We start from the raw sequence: 16819 nt of genomic DNA, 5'->3' as shown, positions 1-16819 counted from the left end.
CCAACGCTCCATCCGTGGGAGTATGAAGGATCGACCGGGGGATCAGGCAAGACTCCGGAACAAATAGCGATGAGGGTTCTCTCTAGAAGCCCCGCCGAAGGCGCAAATTCTTCTCAGGCGCGGGTTCCAAGAATCTTATTCGTTAAGATCCGACCAAGCCGGAACCGGTTCCATGACGCCGGGATGACAGCCGGTCGGAGCGGTTCGGCCCCCTCCAAACAAAACGTCGAAAACAACCCCATGCACAGTAGAAACCGGACCGGGGCGCGAAGTCCCGGCGATTGCGCCGCCGGGACGATTCCCGTTGCCCCCGCCGCGGCTTAGTAGACGTCAGCCTGGAAGCGGCCGGTCTTCTTGAGCTCGGCAACGAAACTGACGGCTTCGTCCGTCGAGCGCGCGCCGAACTGGGCGACGATGTCGACCAGCGCGCGTTCGACGTCCTTGGCCATGCGCTTGGAATCGCCGCAGATGTAAAGATGCGCACCTTCGGCGAGCCACGTCCACAGCTCACGGCCGACCTCGCGCATGCGGTCCTGCACGTAGAACTTCTTCTCGCCGTCGCGCGACCAGGCCAGCGACATGCGCGTCAGCAGGCCCGAGGTCTTCATCGCATTGAGCTCGTCCTGGTAGAAGAAATCGCAATCGCTGCGCTGGTGGCCGAAGAACAGCCAGTTCTTGCCGGGCGCGCCGGTCGCCTTGCGGTCGAACAGGAACGCGCGGAACGGCGCGATGCCGGTGCCCGGCCCGATCATGATCACGGGCGTCTTCGGGTCCTGCGGCAGACCGAAGGCGTGCGCCTTCTGCACATACACCTTGAGCTTCTCGCCCTCGGCGATGCGCTCGCCCAGAAAGGTCGAGGCGACGCCGACGCGCTTGCGTTTGCCGATCACGTAGCGCACGGAATCGACCGTGAGCGACAGCTTCCCGGGCGTCGCATTGTGCGAGGACGAGATCGAATAGAGCCGCGGCTGCAGCGGCTCCAGCGCCTCGACGAAAGCTTCGGGATGCGGCCGCGTGCCGGAAAACTTCTGCAGCGCCGCCATCACGTCGAGGGTCGCCGCATCGCCATCGGGATCCTCGCCCTGCGCCAGCGCCCGCGCCTTCTCGCGCTGCGCGCCGCCGGTGATGAAGGAGATCAGCTCGAACAGCGAGTCCGGCGCGGGCGACAGCGAAACGTCGTCGATCAGCGCCTCACGCAGCGTCTTGCCGTTGACCTTGGTGGTATGGGAGGCGCCGAGCAGTGCGATGATCTGGTCGACGAGGCCGACATCATTGCGCGCGAACACGCCAAAACTGTCGCCGACCACGTAGTCGAGCTTGCTCGCGGAGAGATCGAACTCGACGTGATAGGTTTCCTTCTCGGACTTCCCCTTGTTGAGGAGACGGCGCGACAGGAAGGTGGCCTCGGTCGGATTGTCGCGCGAGCGGCCGGGCTCGGCGATGGTTACGGTGACGGCGGGCGCGGCGACCGCGTCCGTTTTCTCGGGTGCTTTCGCCGCGGGCGCCTTGTCCAGCTCCTCGTACAGCGACTTGAGCATCCGCGCGGTTTCCTTGCCGCCGGGGACGCAGAGATTGAGCCGCGCTTCGCTGCGGCCCGCGATCGCCTCCGAATAGTCGTGGCAATTGTAGCCGCACTGGCCGCAATCCTGCTGCGCCATCGCAGCCATCATCTTGCGACGCACGGGACGGCCTTCGGCAAGCTTCATCCGGTCTGCGATCGGCATAGTCTGGTCGTGCCAGGGCGCTTCGCCGTCGTCGCCGTCCCCGGCCTGCATGACGGCGGCGCCCTGCTCCGCCGACAACGGCGTTGCGACGTCAGGCGACAAGAGGCCGGCAAAGAAGCCGTTCAGCCAGGAACGCTGCGCATCCGAGAACGGGGCGCTTGAGGGAATGATGTCGAGTTTCGGCGGGGGCGTGATCTGGTTCATGCGGACACCTGTGCATCGGCAAGCTTGCGCAGCGTTTCGCCGTCATGGCGGCGCGCAAAGGACAGGAAAGTTTCATCGGGAGAGGCGCGATGGGCGAGATAGGCCTTGAGCAGCGCTTCGACCGTCTTCGGCGCGTCCTCGGCCTTGAGGTCGTGATAGACTTCCTGCCCGACATCGGCGTCGGGACCGAACCCGCCGCCGGTGAAGAGGTGATAGCCCTCGACCGTGTCCTCCTCGTTCACGGGCACACGCGCCCCGATCAGGCCGATATCGCTGATGTAATGCTGCGCGCAGGAATGGTGGCAGCCCGTCAGATGAATGTTGACCGGCTTGTCCATCGCGACGCGCGGCTCGCACCAGTCGCCGATCTCGGCGGCATTGCGCTTGGTGTTGGAGGCCGCGAAACGGCAGCCGGCATTGCCCGTGCAGGCGATCAGGCCGGCCTTGATATGCGAAGCTTCGACCGCGAGCCCGATGTGCTTGATCGCGGCACTGGCGAGCTCGACATTCTCGTCGCGCACGCCCGAGATCAACAGGTTCTGCCAGACCGTCAGGCGGATCTCGCCGTCGCCGAGATCGCGCGAGACCTTGGCCAGGCCGCGCATCTGCTCGCAGCTGAGCTTGCCGAGCGACAGCGACACGCCGATCCAGTTGAGACCGTCCTGCTTCTGCTTGTGCACGCCGACATGGGCCATGCGATCGGCCGCAGGCCGCGGCACGAAGGCCTCTTCTGGTACGCGCGCGAAAGGCGTCTTCAGCCGCTCTTCGACAAGCTTGAGGAAGCCGTCATGGCCCATCGCGTCGAGCACGTATTTCAGCCGCGCCTTGTTGCGGTTGGTGCGGTCGCCATGTTCGATGAAGACACGCACGATGGCGTCAGCGACGACGGTCGCCTGCTCCGGCTTGACGATGATGCCGGAGTACTTTGCGAAATCCTTGTGCCCGGTGATGCCGCCGAGGCCGAGCCGGAACCAGACGCCGGGCTCGACGCCAAAACCGTCCTTCACCTCATAGGCGGTGAAGGCGATGTCGTTGGTCTCTTCCAGCACCGCGATCTTGCCGGCGCCGTCGAAGGCGACGTTGAACTTGCGCGGCAGGCCGTAAAGCGAGCGGTCGTTGAGGATGTGATGGTGCCACTCGCGCGCAAAGGGCCGCGTGTCGATGATTTCCTGCGGATCGACGCCGGCCGTCGGCGTTCCCGTCACGTTGCGGATGTTGTCGGCACCGGAGCCGCGTGAGCACAGGCCGAGATCCTGGATGCCCTCGAGCAGCTTGATGGCGTGCTTCGGCGGGATCTCGCGTAGCTGGAGGTTGGCGCGCGTGGTGACGTGGCTATAGGGGCCGCAGAGCTCGTCGGCGAGATCGGCAAGGCCCGATAGCTGCCAGTGCTTCATGATGCCGTTGGGGATGCGCAGGCGGCTCATGTAGGAGTCCTGCGTCGGCGCGACGTAGAAGATGCCGTAATAGCGCCAGCGGAAATTGTCGGCGGGGCTCGGCGGGGCGTTGTCGTGGGCCTGCTGGCGCAGCCGCGGATAGGCATCGAAGGGATGCTCGTCGCGCTTGAACTTCTCCTGGTCGGCGAGCTTCTTGCCTGCCGCGATGACCTTGTCCTGCGCCTTGATGTGCACGGCATCGGGACCGGTGGGCTCGGCATTCGCCTTGCCGGTCCCGCCGCCAAGTCCGCGACCGACGCGGCTGATCTGCAAGCCCGTCGTGAAGCCTTCGAGATAACGTTTCTGCTCGTCGGTAAAGTCGACTGAGACCGTATCGATTTTCATGGTCGGTAACGAAGCTCCTGCGGCCACCACGGTGGGATCGACGGACAATTGCGCGACCCGCGGGGAAGACGGCTGGCGCTGGAGCCAGCTCTGCTTACCCGACGGTCCAATCAGCTTCGTTGCTGCGGGACTTGGCTCAGCAGGCACCAATGACAAGCTGGCCGCAGTGCAACATACAAGTTGCGTGCCAGCTTTGACGGAAGTGAAAGGGGTTGTTTTTCAATGGAGTACGAGCTGCCCCGGAAAGTACCGGCCCCGGAACTCACATGAAATTCGAGCACTCGGCTCAAAATTTAGCCGATGCCGAATATTGCCCAATAATTATGCAGGAGGCAAATCAGGCCTTCCAGCGGCCGACCTCGAAGGCCTCCAGGTGCCCCCGGATGTTGCCGGCATCGAAGGCGGGCCCCGTGAACGCTCCGAAGGCTGCCGGGGCATCGGCGGGCGGCTCACGCCCCACGGCCGCGTCGTAGAGGTCCGGCCTGAACACGGCCATCGCCGTCTTGACGCCATCAGGCGTCAGCGCGGTCTGCCCCCAGCGCACCATCTGGGCGTAGAGCCAGGCCGCCTGGACCGGCTCCGGGCGCCCTGCCCCTTCGCGTCCCACGAGGAGGTAGCGGCCGCTTTCGCGCAAGGTGCCGTCGGGCGAGATCTTGAGGCGCCCGGTGAGCGTGCGCTGAATGACTTCGGCATCGACGCCGATCCGCTCGGGCTGCGCGAGGATTTGCGCGGCTTCCGCCAGGTTCGCGGGCTGCTCGATGAACTCGGCTCCCTTCACCGCCGCGCGTACCAATGCTGCGACCACATCGGGATTCTTGTCGGCCCAGACCTGACGCAGCGCCAGCACCTTCTCCGCCGCGCGGACCAGGATGTCGGAGACGAAATGCAGGATATGGCCGATGCCGAGATCGACCGCGACGGAATTCCAGGGCGCGCCGACGCAGAACGCATCGACATGACCGCTCTTGAGGCTCTCGACCATGTAGGGCGGCGGCAGCACCACGAGGCGCACATCCTCGTCCGGATCAACGCCGGCCGCAGCCATCCAGAACCGCAGCTGGTAATTGTGGGTCGAGAACGGGAAGGTCATGCCGAAGGTCAACGGCTCCGCGCCGGCCTTGCGACGCTTGGCGACCACCTTCGCCAGCGCTTTCGCGGTGGCAAGCGGATCGAAGCGGTCGCCGTCGATCTCTTCCATCAGCGCCGCATACAGCGTCGGCGACACCGTGATCGCATTGCCGTTGATGCCGAGATTGAAGGGAGCTGCGATCGGCACCTTGACGTGGCCTAGACCGAGCGAGGACGCAATGGCCACGGGCGCGAGCAGATGCGCGGCGTCGAACAGGCCGATATTGAGCTTGTCGCGCACGTTGGACCAGGAGACCTCGCGCACCAGCTCGACCTCGAGGCCTTCGGCGGCGGCAAACCCCTTGTCGACCGCGACGATCAGGGCTGCGGCATCGACCAGCGGGATGAACCCGATGCGGAGGGGAGCGGTCATTTCAGCATCTCCGACGCGGTGATGATCGACTGCGCGATCTCGCCGATTTTCTTCTTCTCGCGCATCGCGGTGGAGCGCAGCAGCACATAGGCCTCGTCCTCGGTGAGGCCCTTGACCTTCATCAGGATGCCCTTGGCCTTCTCGATGATCTTGCGATCCTCGAGCTGCGACTTGGTGCGCTCCAACTCCTCCTGGAGTTTTGCGAAGGCGTTGAAGCGGGACACGCAGAGGTCGAGGATCGGCTTGATGCGCTCCTTCTTCAGCCCGTCGACGATATAGGCCGACACCCCCGCCTCGACCGAGGCCTGGATCGAGGCTGAATCGCTCTGGTCCACGAACATCGCGACCGGCCGCTTCACGGCGCGGCTGACCTGGAACATCGCCTCCAGCACGTCGCGGCTGGGGTTCTCCAGATCGATCAGGATGATGTCGGGGTCCACCGCATAAATACGGGCCAAGAGGCTCTGCATCTCGCTGATATGGACCACCTGGGTGAACCCGGCCTCCCGCAGCCCCTCCTGGAGGATCGCGGCCCGGATCGGGCTCTCGTCGACAATCACGATTTTAGGCGACTGTTCGGCGCTCATAGCTCACTCACGGCAGGTGATTCATCCATAGCACGCCGGAAGGCCATGCAAAGGGTTGTAATTATGGGCAATTGGGACTAGCTCAAGCCTGTCAATCAGGCAGATTTGGATATGGATCAGACGGCTGCGCCCAAGGTCAGCTTCGTGTCGCTCGGGTGTCCCAAGGCATTGGTGGATTCCGAGCGCATCATCACGCGCCTGCGCGCTGAAGGCTACGAGCTCGCGCGCAAGCACGACGGGGCCGACATCGTCATCGTCAACACCTGCGGCTTCCTCGACAGCGCCAAGCAGGAATCGCTCTCGGCGATCGGCGAGGCCATGGCCGAGAACGGCAAGGTGATCGTGACCGGCTGCATGGGCGCCGAGCCCGAGCAGATCGAGCAGGCCTATCCCGGCGTGCTCTCCATCACCGGCCCGCAGCAATATGAGAGCGTGCTCGACGCCGTGCACCGCGCGCTGCCGCCGGCGCACAATCCGCATCTCGACCTGGTGCCGCCGCAGGGCATCAAGCTGACGCCGCGGCACTACGCCTATTTGAAGATCTCCGAGGGCTGCAACAACCGCTGCACCTTCTGCATCATCCCGAAGCTGCGCGGCGACCTCGTCTCGCGCCCGGCCAACGACGTGCTGCGCGAAGCCGAGCGCCTGGTCGGCGCCGGCGTGAAAGAGCTGCTGGTGATCTCGCAGGACACCTCGGCCTACGGCGTCGATCTCAAATACGCCGAGAGCCCGTGGAAGGACCGCCAGGTCCGCGCCAGATTCCTCGACCTCGCCCGCGAGCTCGGCGAACTCGGGGCCTGGGTCCGGCTGCAATACGTCTACCCCTATCCGCATGTCGACGAGGTCATCGCGCTGATGAACGAGGGCAAGGTGCTGCCCTATCTCGACATCCCGTTCCAGCATGCGAGTCCCGACGTGCTGAAGGCGATGAAGCGCCCGGCCGCGCAGGACAAGACGCTGGCGCGCATCAAGCGCTGGCGCGAGGAATGCCCGGATCTCGCTTTGCGCTCGACCTTCATCGTCGGCTTCCCCGGCGAGACCGATGCCGACTTCGCCTATCTGCTCGACTGGCTCGATGAAGCCGAGATCGATCGTCTCGGCTGCTTCAAATACGAGCCGGTTGCGGGCGCCACCTCGAACGCGATCGGGAACCCGGTGCCGGAAGAGGTCAAGCAGGAGCGCTACAACGCGCTGATGGCCCGCCAGCAGAAGATCTCCGCGCGCAGGCTGAAGCGCAAGGTCGGCACGCGCCAGCAGATCATCATCGACGAGGTCGGTCCCACCGTGGCCAAGGGCCGCTCCAAGGCCGATGCGCCGGAGATCGACGGCGCGGTCTATCTCTCCAGCCGCCGCCCGCTGCGCGTCGGCGAGATCGTCACGGCGAAGATCGAACGCGCCGATCAGTATGATCTGCACGGCAGCGTCGCGGGGTTCTAGCCCGCGACCAACGGTCTCGGCACCGGGTCGGCAAAGCCGGCCCGATGTCTCTCGGCCATTGAGATGTCTGCCAGCAGGCTTTACGGTGCCGGCTAGTGCTTCATCGCCACGCAGGGCCCGTACTGGCGACGCTGCCCCGGACCGACGACGCCGCTCGAGTTGACATTGCTTCCGCCCGTGATCTTCCTGGCCTTGCCGGGACCGCATTCGACATAGACAACCTGCCCCGGGCCGAGCTGCCCGGGAGGCGGCTCGGACTTCATCACCGTTTGCGCCAGGGCGGCATGTGACGTGAGAACGAACGCAGCCAACGCACTCAATCGAAGAATTTTCACCGCAATCCCCCCCAAAGAAAAACGGCGGCAGGATAGCGGCTGGAACATAATCCACAAGTAGACGGCACGGATTCCTGCAATCGGAAACCGCCATGGCGCCACGGCCTGGCCGAACGCACGATGAGCTAGCTGGGCGGGCGGGAGAACGAGAAACCGGCAGGCGCCGTCACGCCAGCCATTTCGGCACCCAGCGCTCCGGGCGCGGGGCGCGGGCGAGATCGGCCTTCGCCTCGGCGAGCAGCGCCGGCTCGCCGTCGATGGTCGGGTGGACGTCGTATTCGAAGCTCGGCATGACGCGGCCGTCGGCATAGAGGCCGAATTTCATCGCGTACCACAATCCGAGCTCGGGCTGGGCGCGGCGCATCTCCTCGCGCAGGTCGCGCAGCAGCGATTCGATCGAGGCCGCTTCCTCGAACGGCTGAGGGCCGCGCGAGAGCACGCGGGCCTCATACTGCTTGCCGACGATCGCGATCTCGAAATGCGTCTTGTCCCAGGGCTTCTTGCCCTTCGGCAGATGCGCGGCGAGCCGCCAGCCGAGCTCGGCCATCAGGCGATGATTGGCCCAATAATCCTCGCGGTCCCTGCTCCATTTTTCCACGAAGCCGCGGAAGTCCGGAAGCTCCGATGCGCCGTCATCGCAGGCCGCCTTGTCGCCGGCCGGCTGTCCGGCGAGCCATTGCGCGAGCTCGACCGTCTGGCACTCGACATCCTCGTGCGGACGCAGATCGCTCCACGCGCTGTCGAAGGCTTGCGAGGTGAGCTTGGTCAGCAAGGCGTCGAGGCTCGGCGCGAGCAGCTCGTAATCGCCTTCCGATCCCAGCCCGACGATTGGCGGATTGTCGCGGTCCAGACCCGCGCCATACCAGCCGCCGACGGCCGAGCCATCAGGCAAGCGCATGAACAGGGAAAACCGGTCGCGCAACGGGCTGCCGTCGACGATCGGCGCGGAATCGGAGAACTGGCCTTGCAGGGAGAAGCAGCCGACGCTGCCCCAGGGGCGCCCCTTGAGCCAGCCGGCAAAGTCGACCAGCAGCGGTGGTGCTTCGATTCCCGGCGGAAACGCGCCGCGAATGCTGTCGAGGTCGATCGGGTAAGGGGTATCGGACAAGGCTGAAAACTGTCTGGTTGGTCCCGCCATTCTTGGTCTCGACCGTTCGGCGTCCGGTTCGAACCAATATGCGTCCCTTGATCACAAACGCGCTAGAGGCTCAATGGTTTCTACGCGGCGATCGATGAAAAAAAATCACAAGGTTGGTATTCGAGGCGGGCTGTACGCGATTGGCACAGCTTTGATTTTGCTTTCGCTTCCCGCCGGTGCCCAATCCCCCTCGCCCGCGCAGGCGCGGCAATGGTGCTTCGGCACCAGCGGCATCGATGACGACCAGCGCCTCGCCGGCTGCTCGGTCGTGCTGCGGGCCAATCCATCCAACGCGCGGGCGCTTGCCAATCGCGGCGAGACCTTCCGGCGCAAGGGCGAGGCCGAGCGCGCCTTGGCCGACCTCAACCGCGCCATCGACCTCGATCCCAAGGACGCCATCGCCTGGTACAATCGCGGCATTGCCTATGACGATCTCGGCGATCGCGACCATGCCATCGCGGACTATACGAGCGCGATCAAGCTTAGCCCGCGCGATCCGTTCTATTACAACAACCGCGGCAACTCCTACGCCGGAAAGGACGACTACGCGCATGCGCTCGCGGACTACGATCAGGCGATCAAGCTCGATCCGAAATTCGCGCTGGCCTATTACAACCGCGGCTCGGCCTATCGCGAGCACGACGAGGCCGATCGCGCCCTTGCCGATCTCGATATGTCGATCAAGCTCGACCCGAACTACGGCAATGCCTATGGCAATCGCGCACGGATCTATCGCGACCGCGGTGATCGCGCCCGTGCGCTGGCCGATTTCGCCAAATCGCTTCAGCTGAGCCCGAACAACGACCGCGATTTCTTCGCGCGCGCGAACATGTATTTCGACGAGCATGATTATGCGCGGGCGCTGGAGGATTACGACCGCTCGATCGAGGCCAATGCGAGCTATGCCGGCACCTTCAATTCGCGCTGTATGACGCGTGCGATCCTCGGCCGCCTGCAGGAGGCGCTGGCCGATTGCGAACAGTCACTGAAGATGGCCCCCGACGATCCCTACACGCTGGACAGCCGTGCCCTCACCTATCTCAAGCTCGGCAATCTCGATGCGGCGATTGCGGATTACGACGCAGCGCTGAGCGCCAAGCCCGGTTACGACAGCTCGCTCTATGGGCGCGGACTTGCAAAGCGGAAGAAGGGCGACAGCGAAGGCGCCGAGCGCGACATCGCGGCGGCCAAAGCGAGCAACGCCAAGATCGGTGACGAATTTGCGCATTACGGTATCGAGTGAGCCTCGCGCGCAGTGTCGGGCGCGCCTCCTGTAAAACGCCCGCTTGACAAGGCCTGGCATTCGGCTGTAGGGACGCGCCTCATGATCAACTCTCGGACCAACCGCCGCGCAGCTTTCCGTCGTCGCACCCGCGACGATGATGGGTTGCGCCATGTCCGACGACGCCGCTGAAGCACTAGAATTCAGCCAGTTTTCGAGAAGGCCGCACCCGCAAAGTGCGGCCTTCTTGCTTTTCCGCGTCCTTTTTCCGCCCGCCGACCAGATCTTCCTACCCTAAAGAGGAGTTCGACATGACCACCGCCACCCATCCGTATGACGCGCTGATGGACATCACCGCACGGCCCAAGGCCGTGTTCGTCCGCGGTGCCGGCTCCTACCTCTGGGACGATGGCCGCAAGCGCTATCTCGATTTCGTGCAGGGCTGGGCCGTCAACTGCCTCGGCCACTCCCCGCCCGGGATTGCGGATGCGCTTGCAGCCCAGGCCAAGCGGCTGCTGACGCCGAGCCCGGCTTTCTACAACGAGCCGAGCCTCAAGCTCGCGCAGGCGCTGGTCGCAAACAGTGCCTTCGACCAGGTGTTCTTCGCCAATTCGGGGGCGGAAGCCAACGAGGGTGCGATCAAGCTCGCGCGGAAATATGGCAGCCTGCACAAGGGCGGCGCGTTCGAGATCATCAGCTTGGAGGGCGGCTTCCACGGAAGGACGCTGGCGACGATGTCGGCCTCCGGCAAGAAGGCGTTCGAGCCGCTGTTCGAGCCGAAAGTGTCGGGCTTCAAGAAGGCGAAGCTGAACGACATCGCCTCGGTCGAGAAGCTGATCAACGCCAACACCGTCGCCGTGATGCTCGAGCCGATCCAGGGGGAGTCAGGCGTGTGGCCCGCGACCGATCAGTTCCTGAAGGAGCTGCGGGCGCTGACCGAAGCGCACGGCCTGCTGCTCATTTTCGACGAGATCCAGACCGGCATGGGCCGGACCGGAAAGCTCTTCCACTATGAGCACACGGGGATCTCGCCCGACATCATGACGCTCGGCAAGGGCATCGGCGGCGGCGTGCCGCTCGCAGCGTTGCTTGCGACCGAACGCGCCTCCTGCTTCGAGCACGGCGACCAGGGCGGCACGTTCAACGGCAACCCGATCATGTGCGCGGCGGGCCTTGCGGTGCTGGAGGAAGTCGGCAAGCCCGACTTCCTGAAACAGGTCGCCGAGACCGGTCTCCTGCTCGAAAGCGAGCTGCAGAAGGTCTCGGCACGGCACGGGCTCGGCGGCGTGCGGGGACGCGGCCTGCTGCTGGCGCTCGACCTCAAGCTGCCGATCGCCCCAGGGATCGTCGCGCAGGCGTTCGAGGCCGGTGTGCTCCTGAACGCGCCGCAGGTCGACACGCTGCGCTTCATGCCGGCGCTGAACGTGACGCGCGCCGAGATCGCCGAGATGATCGATTGTCTCGACGCGATTTTGACGAAGGCGGGCGCGGCACGGCGGGTGGCCTAGATCGAAGGTGGCAAGGTTCCGTAGCTCAAGGGATAGAGCACCGCGTTGCGGACGCGGAGGTTCGAGGTTCGAGTCCTCGCGGGACCACCACCTACGGCTTCAAGATCGACGCCCCCGTGGTCTTGCGGCCTTCGAGATCGATATGCGCCTTCGCGGCATCCTTGAGCGCGTAGGCGTGGTTGATCGGCACGTGCAGCTTGCCGTTGATGACGGCGGCGAACAGCGTGTCGGCGCCTTCCAGCAGCTCCTTGCGCGTGCCGATATAGTCGTTGAGCTTCGGGCGCGTCGCAAACAGCGAGCCGTGGTTGTTGAGCTCGGCGATCGAGAACGGCGGCACGGGACCCGAGGCATTGCCGAAGGAGACGAACATGCCGCGCGGCTTCAGGCAGGACAGCGAGCCCGGGAACGTCGCCTTGCCGACGCCGTCGTAGACGACGTCGCAGCCCTCGTTGCGGCTAATTTGTTTGACGCGCGCGACAAAATCCTCCTCGTTGTAGAGGATGACGTGGTCGCAGCCATTGGCTTCGGCAAGCTCCGCCTTCTCGCGCGAGCCGACGGTGCCGATGACATGCGCGCCGAGCGCCCTCGCCCATTGGCAGGCGAGCAGGCCAATGCCGCCGGCCGCGGCGTGGATCAGCACGCGATGATGCGGCTCGACCTTGAACGTCTTGTGCAGGAGATACCAGACCGTCAGCCCCTTCAGCATCAGCACCGCGCCCTGCTCGTGGGTGATGTGGTCGGGCAGCTTGACCAGCTTCTCCCAGGGCATGTTGCGCTCGCCGGTATAGGCGCCGAGATTGTGGTAGTAGGCGACGCGGTCGCCGGGATGGAAATGCGTGACGCCCGGCCCGACCGCCGTGACCTCACCCGAGGCCTCGTTGCCGGCGATGAAGGGCAGCCCCGGCGCCTTGTAGAGGCCGGTGCGGTAATAGACGTCGATGAAGTTCAGCCCGACCGCATGCTGGCGGATGCGCACCTCGCCGGGGCCGGGCGCCGGAACCTCGACGCTCTCATAGACCAGGGCTTCGGGGCCTCCGACCTTGTGCACACGGACGGCTTTGGTCATCGCCTGACCTCCTCTTCTCAAGGCTGAGCGAAAGCCATCGCGCCAGCCTTGTCAACTCAACGCCGACAGGAACGCCTAAACCGACGGCTTGCTCGCCTTCCTGCGGTTGCGCTTGGCCAGCACGTTGAAGAATTCCACGGCGGCCGAGAACGCAATTGCGAAATAGATGTAGCCGCGCGGAATGTGGAATTTGAATCCGTCCGCGACCAGCGCGACGCCGATCAGCACCAGGAAGGCCAGCGCCAGCATTTTCGTGGTCGGATGCTCGGCGACGAATCGCGACACCGGCCCGGACGAAATGTACATGATCAGGCAGGCGATCACGACGGCCGCGATCATGATCTCGATGTCCTGCGCCATGCCGATCGCGGTGATGATCGAGTCCAGCGAGAACACGATGTCGATGATGATGATCTGGACGATCACCCAGAAGAAGGCGCTGCCGCCGGACTTCTGATCGACCTCGCTGTCGTCGGCCTCGACCTCGGCATGGATCTCGTGCGTCGCCTTCGCGATCAGGAACAGGCCGCCGCCGATCAGGATCAGGTCGCGCCAGGAGAAGGCATAATCCGAGAACGAGAACACCGGCGCGGTCAGGCCGATCAGCCAGACCAGCACGCTGAGCAGGATGATGCGAAAGACCAGCGCCAGCGCGAGGCCGATCTGGCGGGCGCGGTTCGCCTGCTGCGCCGGGATGCGCGAGACGATCACCGACAGGAAGATGACGTTGTCGATGCCGAGCACGATCTCGAGCGAGGTCAAGGTGAGGAGCGCGGCCCAGGCCTCGGGGCTGGTGACCAGATGCATCATGCGAAGGATCTTGCGAGGCGGATCAACGCATCGCTGAAACTGATCCAGAGCGCGATCGCGCACAGCGCGAGGGTCACGCCGGCGCCGACGCCGAAATCCATCCGCAGCGTGTAGAGCGCCAGCACCGCCCAGAGCGCCATCAGCGACATCGTCAGCCAGCGCAGGCGCACGACGCGTACCGGATGCAGCACGTGGAACGGCACGAAGGTCAGCACGACCAGGGCCGCGACCAGCAGCGTCGACCACAGCGGCGGCCAGTGCAGCAGGAACAGGTAGAACGCCGCCGCGTTCCACAATGCCGGAAAGCCGCGGAAATGATTGTCGTCCGCTTTCATGCGCAGATCGGCGAAATAGAGTGCGCTGGTGACGATGATGGCGACGCCGAGCAAGGGCGCGGCGACCGGCAGCAACAGCCCGCTCGCCACGATCGCATAGGCCGGCACGAACACGTAGGTGACGAAGTCGACCACGAGATCGAGCACGTCGCCCGACCAGTTCGGCTGCACGTTCTTGACGTTGAGCCGGCGCGCGATCGGACCGTCGATCGCGTCGATGATCAACGCGATGCCCAGCCATTGAAACATCGCCGCCCAGTGCTCGCGCACGGCCTCCAGCATCGCCAGCAGCGCGATGGCCGCACCGAACGCGGTGAAGATGTGCACCGAGAACGCCGCGGCGCGGATCGCCGGGGTTGGCTTCAGGGAATCCTCTTGGCTGTCCATGGCTTCTGCTATCAGAACGGGGCCGGTTTGCACATAAGCCATTCCGGCGCGCCGTCGCACAATTCGCCATAAAACCTAGGCAAAATAGGTGGGCTTGAATTTGCCGCGGAGCGTGTCATTTGTCGTTCCATGACAGACGCATCGACACTGTTTGACACGGCCGTAATCGGCGGCGGACCGGCCGGGCTCGCGGCGGCCATCGCATTGGCGCAGACGGGCGCGCGGACCGCGCTGGTGGCGCGGCGACTGCCCTATGCCGACAATCGCACCACCGCGCTGCTGGGCGCCTCCGTCGATCTGCTCGAAGGCCTCGACGTCTGGCCGCGCTGCAGGGACAAGGCGGCCGCGCTCGAGGTGATGCGGCTCGTCGACGACACCGGCCGGCTGTTCCGCAGCCCCGAGGTCCGGTTCTCCTGTCACGAGATCGGGCTCGACGCCTTCGGCTACAACATCGACAACCGCTCGCTGATGCTGGCGCTGGAAGAGCGCGCCGCCGAGCTGCCCGGCATCGTCCGTTTCGACGACGAGGCCGAGAGCGTCGTCATCGAGGCCGGCGACGTCGCGATCCGCACCGCCTCCGCGCAATTCCTCTCGGCCCGGCTGGTGGTCGGCGCCGACGGCCGGCATTCGCTGTGCCGGGAGGCGGCCGGCATTGCGGTGACTCGGCGGGATCTGTCGCAAACCGCGCTGACCTTCAACGTCGGCCATATCAGGCCGCATCGCAACGTCTCGACCGAGTTCCACACGTCCCACGGTCCCTGCGTGTTCGTGCCCCTGCCCGGCAACCGCTCCAGCATCGTCTGGGTCGCGGCCCCTGGGGACGCCGAGCAGCTGCGCGGTCTCAGCGACGAAGAGCTGTCCGCCGCGATCGAGAAGCAGTCGCATTCGATCCTCGGACGCATGACGGTGGAGCCCGGGCGCAACCTGTTCCCGCTGGCGATCGAGCGTCCGAAATCGTTCGGCCGCGACCGGGTCGCGCTGGTCGGGGAAGCCGCCCATGTGGTCCCGCCGATCGGCGCGCAGGGCCTCAATCTCGGCCTGCGCGACGCCGCCGACATCGCGCGGCTCGCGGGCGAAGCCATCGCGGCCGGCGAAGATCCCGGCTCGGACGAGGTGCTCAAGCGCTACGACCGGGCGCGGCGTCCGGACATCCTGAGCCGCACCTTCGCGATCGACATCGCCAACCGCTCCCTGCTCAACGACTTCCTGCCGCTGCAGCCGGTCCGCGCCGTCGGCATGCACCTGCTCGGCGCCATCGGCCCGCTCCGCCGCTTTGCCATGCGCGAGGGCCTGACACCGACCTGGCGGCGGTGATTCCGTTGGATGGAAGTAGATTCTCTACAAGCCGCGCGTGGTAGCCTTCCAGAACTTATCCATCGATAGGCAATGCGCTTTAGACTTTGCCCCGAGGAAGCCAATCAGCTCCGTAAAATCGAATGCTAGCCTGCCGTCCGCGTGCTGCAGCGCTTCAAGAAAACCCGTCGAAAAAGCGGCCTGCTCTTCAGCCGAACCATCTTCCAGCGCCTGCTCGCAGAGCTCAAAGACAGATCTTACCGTGGTCTGTGGCAGTTGGTCGAAATTCTCGATCAGAGCCTCCGCCAATCTGGCTCCAGCGAGCGTCACGGGCACCCCTTCAGGTGCCCACTCCGCTCTCAATGCATCGAGCGGCTTGCTCAATTGCGGCGCAAGATTTGCGATCCGATCAAGAAAACGATCCTCAGGCATAGTGGGGCCATCTAGCGTGTGCAGAAGCCACCAATCGAGGCAGACCCAATTCCAACGATGAATCAGTTGATGTTAGTTCCACTAGCCACCTGCCTCACGGAAACGCCAGCCGTCCGGTCTGGAGCAGCCACATCACGGTGGTCAGCGTGACCACCGAACCGAACGTCCCGAGCAGCACGGCGACGGAGGCGGATTCGATCCAGGCATCGTTCTGCCTTGCGATGACGAACACGTTCAGCGCCGGCGGCAGCGAGGCCATCAGCACGGCGGTCGCGGCCCAGGGCTGGGCGAACGGGCCGAACGCCAGCATCAGGCCGAACGCCGCAAGCGGATGGATCAGAAGCTTCACCGCGATCACACCGGGCACTTCCCAAGGCACGCGGTCGAACGGACGCAGCGCCACGGTCACGCCGAGCACGAACAGCGCGGTCGGCGCGGCCGCGTTCTGGAGGAAGGTGATGGTGCGATCGAGCGCGACCGGCAGCTCGATATGCAGCGCCGCCACCGCCGCGCCGAAGCAGGCCGACATGATCAGCGGGTTGAGCACGATCTGCTTCAGCACGACGCCGAAGGCGTGCACGATCGAGGGATGGTCCCGATCCGACAGCTCGATCAGCAGCGGCACGATCGTGAACAGGAAGATGCTGTCGCAGCAGAAGATCAGCGCGGTCGGCGCGGCAGCCTTGGTCCCGAGCACGGCGAGCGCCAGCCCCGGTCCCATGTAGCCGATATTGCCGTAGCCGCCGGAGAGACCTGCGAGCGTCGCCTCGCGCAATGTCAGGCGTCCCAGCACCTTGCCGACGACCAGCGCCAGGGTGAACGCGACAACGGTCGACAATGTCGTCGCGATCAGGAACGGCGGGTTGTTCAGCTCCGCAAACGGCGTCTTCGACATGATCGCGAACAGCAGCGCCGGCAACGACACGTAGAGCAGGAAGAAGTTCATCCAGGCGAGGCCTGATTCCGGCAGCGATTTGACCTTGCCACAGGCAAACCCAACGAAGATCAAGCCAAAATAAGGTAGCGCCAGATTGAGGATATCGGCCATTGGTGAAGTGTTTT

Annotated in this window: 15 protein-coding genes and 1 tRNA gene; 5 read left to right on the top strand and 11 right to left on the bottom strand. The window is 64.8% G+C overall.

The window, feature by feature from the left end:
• Positions 1-320: 320 nt before the first annotated feature.
• The 4 genes from A7X65_RS06490 to A7X65_RS06475 form a co-directional block, all read right to left on the bottom strand.
• Positions 321-1928, bottom strand: a complete 1608-nt coding sequence (locus tag A7X65_RS06490) for a sulfite reductase subunit alpha (protein ID WP_063683450.1) — start codon at positions 1926-1928, stop codon at positions 321-323.
• Positions 1925-3706, bottom strand: coding sequence for a NirA family protein (locus A7X65_RS06485; RefSeq protein WP_063683449.1), 1782 nt, complete (start codon positions 3704-3706; stop codon positions 1925-1927). The genes A7X65_RS06490 and A7X65_RS06485 overlap by 4 nt, the downstream gene beginning before the upstream one ends.
• A 337-nt stretch (positions 3707-4043) precedes the next feature.
• Positions 4044-5207: a CmpA/NrtA family ABC transporter substrate-binding protein gene (locus A7X65_RS06480; RefSeq protein ID WP_063683448.1), complete on the bottom strand. Its 1164-nt coding sequence runs from the start codon at positions 5205-5207 to the stop codon at positions 4044-4046.
• Complete coding sequence (locus A7X65_RS06475) at positions 5204-5794, bottom strand: ANTAR domain-containing response regulator (RefSeq protein ID WP_063683447.1); 591 nt, start codon at positions 5792-5794, stop codon at positions 5204-5206. The genes A7X65_RS06480 and A7X65_RS06475 overlap by 4 nt, the downstream gene beginning before the upstream one ends.
• Positions 5795-5905: 111 nt before the next feature.
• On the opposite strand from A7X65_RS06475, the gene rimO reads away from it, so the two are divergent.
• Complete coding sequence (gene rimO / locus A7X65_RS06470) at positions 5906-7231, top strand: 30S ribosomal protein S12 methylthiotransferase RimO (protein WP_063683446.1); 1326 nt, start codon at positions 5906-5908, stop codon at positions 7229-7231.
• A 92-nt stretch (positions 7232-7323) separates the two neighbouring features.
• Here the strand turns inward: rimO and A7X65_RS06465 are convergent, their stop codons facing one another.
• The gene (locus tag A7X65_RS06465; protein WP_167358210.1) at positions 7324-7566 is read right to left on the bottom strand and encodes a hypothetical protein; all 243 of its coding nucleotides are present in this window, start codon (positions 7564-7566) and stop codon (positions 7324-7326) included.
• A 166-nt stretch (positions 7567-7732) separates the two neighbouring features.
• The gene (locus tag A7X65_RS06460; protein WP_063683444.1) at positions 7733-8674 is read right to left on the bottom strand and encodes a hypothetical protein; all 942 of its coding nucleotides are present in this window, start codon (positions 8672-8674) and stop codon (positions 7733-7735) included.
• Positions 8675-8855: 181 nt separating this feature from the next.
• On the opposite strand from A7X65_RS06460, the gene A7X65_RS06455 reads away from it, so the two are divergent.
• The 3 genes from A7X65_RS06455 (at position 8856) to A7X65_RS06445 (ending at position 11524) form a co-directional block, all read left to right on the top strand.
• Positions 8856-9947, top strand: a complete 1092-nt coding sequence (locus A7X65_RS06455) for a tetratricopeptide repeat protein (protein ID WP_245323308.1) — start codon at positions 8856-8858, stop codon at positions 9945-9947.
• 290 nt (positions 9948-10237) lie between these two features.
• Positions 10238-11434: an acetylornithine transaminase gene (locus A7X65_RS06450; RefSeq protein ID WP_063683442.1), complete on the top strand. Its 1197-nt coding sequence runs from the start codon at positions 10238-10240 to the stop codon at positions 11432-11434.
• A 14-nt stretch (positions 11435-11448) separates the two neighbouring features.
• Positions 11449-11524: transfer RNA gene (locus tag A7X65_RS06445), tRNA-Arg, on the top strand.
• A gap of 1 nt (position 11525) precedes the next feature.
• Here the strand turns inward: A7X65_RS06445 and A7X65_RS06440 are convergent.
• From A7X65_RS06440 to pcsA, 3 genes are all read right to left on the bottom strand, one after another.
• Positions 11526-12500, bottom strand: a complete 975-nt coding sequence (locus A7X65_RS06440; protein ID WP_063683441.1) for a quinone oxidoreductase family protein — start codon at positions 12498-12500, stop codon at positions 11526-11528.
• Between the two features lie 75 nt (positions 12501-12575).
• On the bottom strand, positions 12576-13310 hold the full coding sequence (locus A7X65_RS06435) for a TerC family protein (RefSeq protein ID WP_063683440.1): 735 nt from the start codon (positions 13308-13310) through the stop codon (positions 12576-12578).
• Positions 13307-14074, bottom strand: a complete 768-nt coding sequence (gene pcsA / locus A7X65_RS06430; protein WP_063683439.1) for a phosphatidylcholine synthase — start codon at positions 14072-14074, stop codon at positions 13307-13309. The genes A7X65_RS06435 and pcsA overlap by 4 nt, the downstream gene beginning before the upstream one ends.
• A gap of 87 nt (positions 14075-14161) precedes the next feature.
• Here pcsA and A7X65_RS06425 point away from each other — a divergent pair, with 87 nt between their 5' ends.
• The gene (locus A7X65_RS06425) at positions 14162-15346 is read left to right on the top strand and encodes a UbiH/UbiF family hydroxylase (RefSeq protein WP_063683438.1); all 1185 of its coding nucleotides are present in this window, start codon (positions 14162-14164) and stop codon (positions 15344-15346) included.
• Positions 15347-15370: 24 nt separating this feature from the next.
• On the opposite strand, the gene A7X65_RS06420 is transcribed toward A7X65_RS06425, so the two are convergent.
• Positions 15371-15757 carry a DUF7674 family protein gene (locus tag A7X65_RS06420; RefSeq protein WP_063683437.1) on the bottom strand — a complete coding sequence of 129 codons (387 nt, stop codon included), beginning with the start codon at positions 15755-15757 and terminating at the stop codon, positions 15371-15373.
• A gap of 94 nt (positions 15758-15851) precedes the next feature.
• Positions 15852-16805 (bottom strand): AEC family transporter, encoded by a 954-nt coding sequence (locus A7X65_RS06415; RefSeq protein WP_063683436.1) that lies wholly within the window; start codon positions 16803-16805, stop codon positions 15852-15854.
• Positions 16806-16819 lie beyond the last annotated feature (14 nt).

This window comes from Bradyrhizobium stylosanthis, from assembly GCF_001641335.1.
Taxonomy (GTDB): Bacteria; Pseudomonadota; Alphaproteobacteria; order Rhizobiales; family Xanthobacteraceae; genus Bradyrhizobium; species Bradyrhizobium stylosanthis.
The sequence above is the reverse complement of the archived record's forward strand: the minus strand, read 5'-3'. Positions and strand labels throughout refer to the sequence as shown.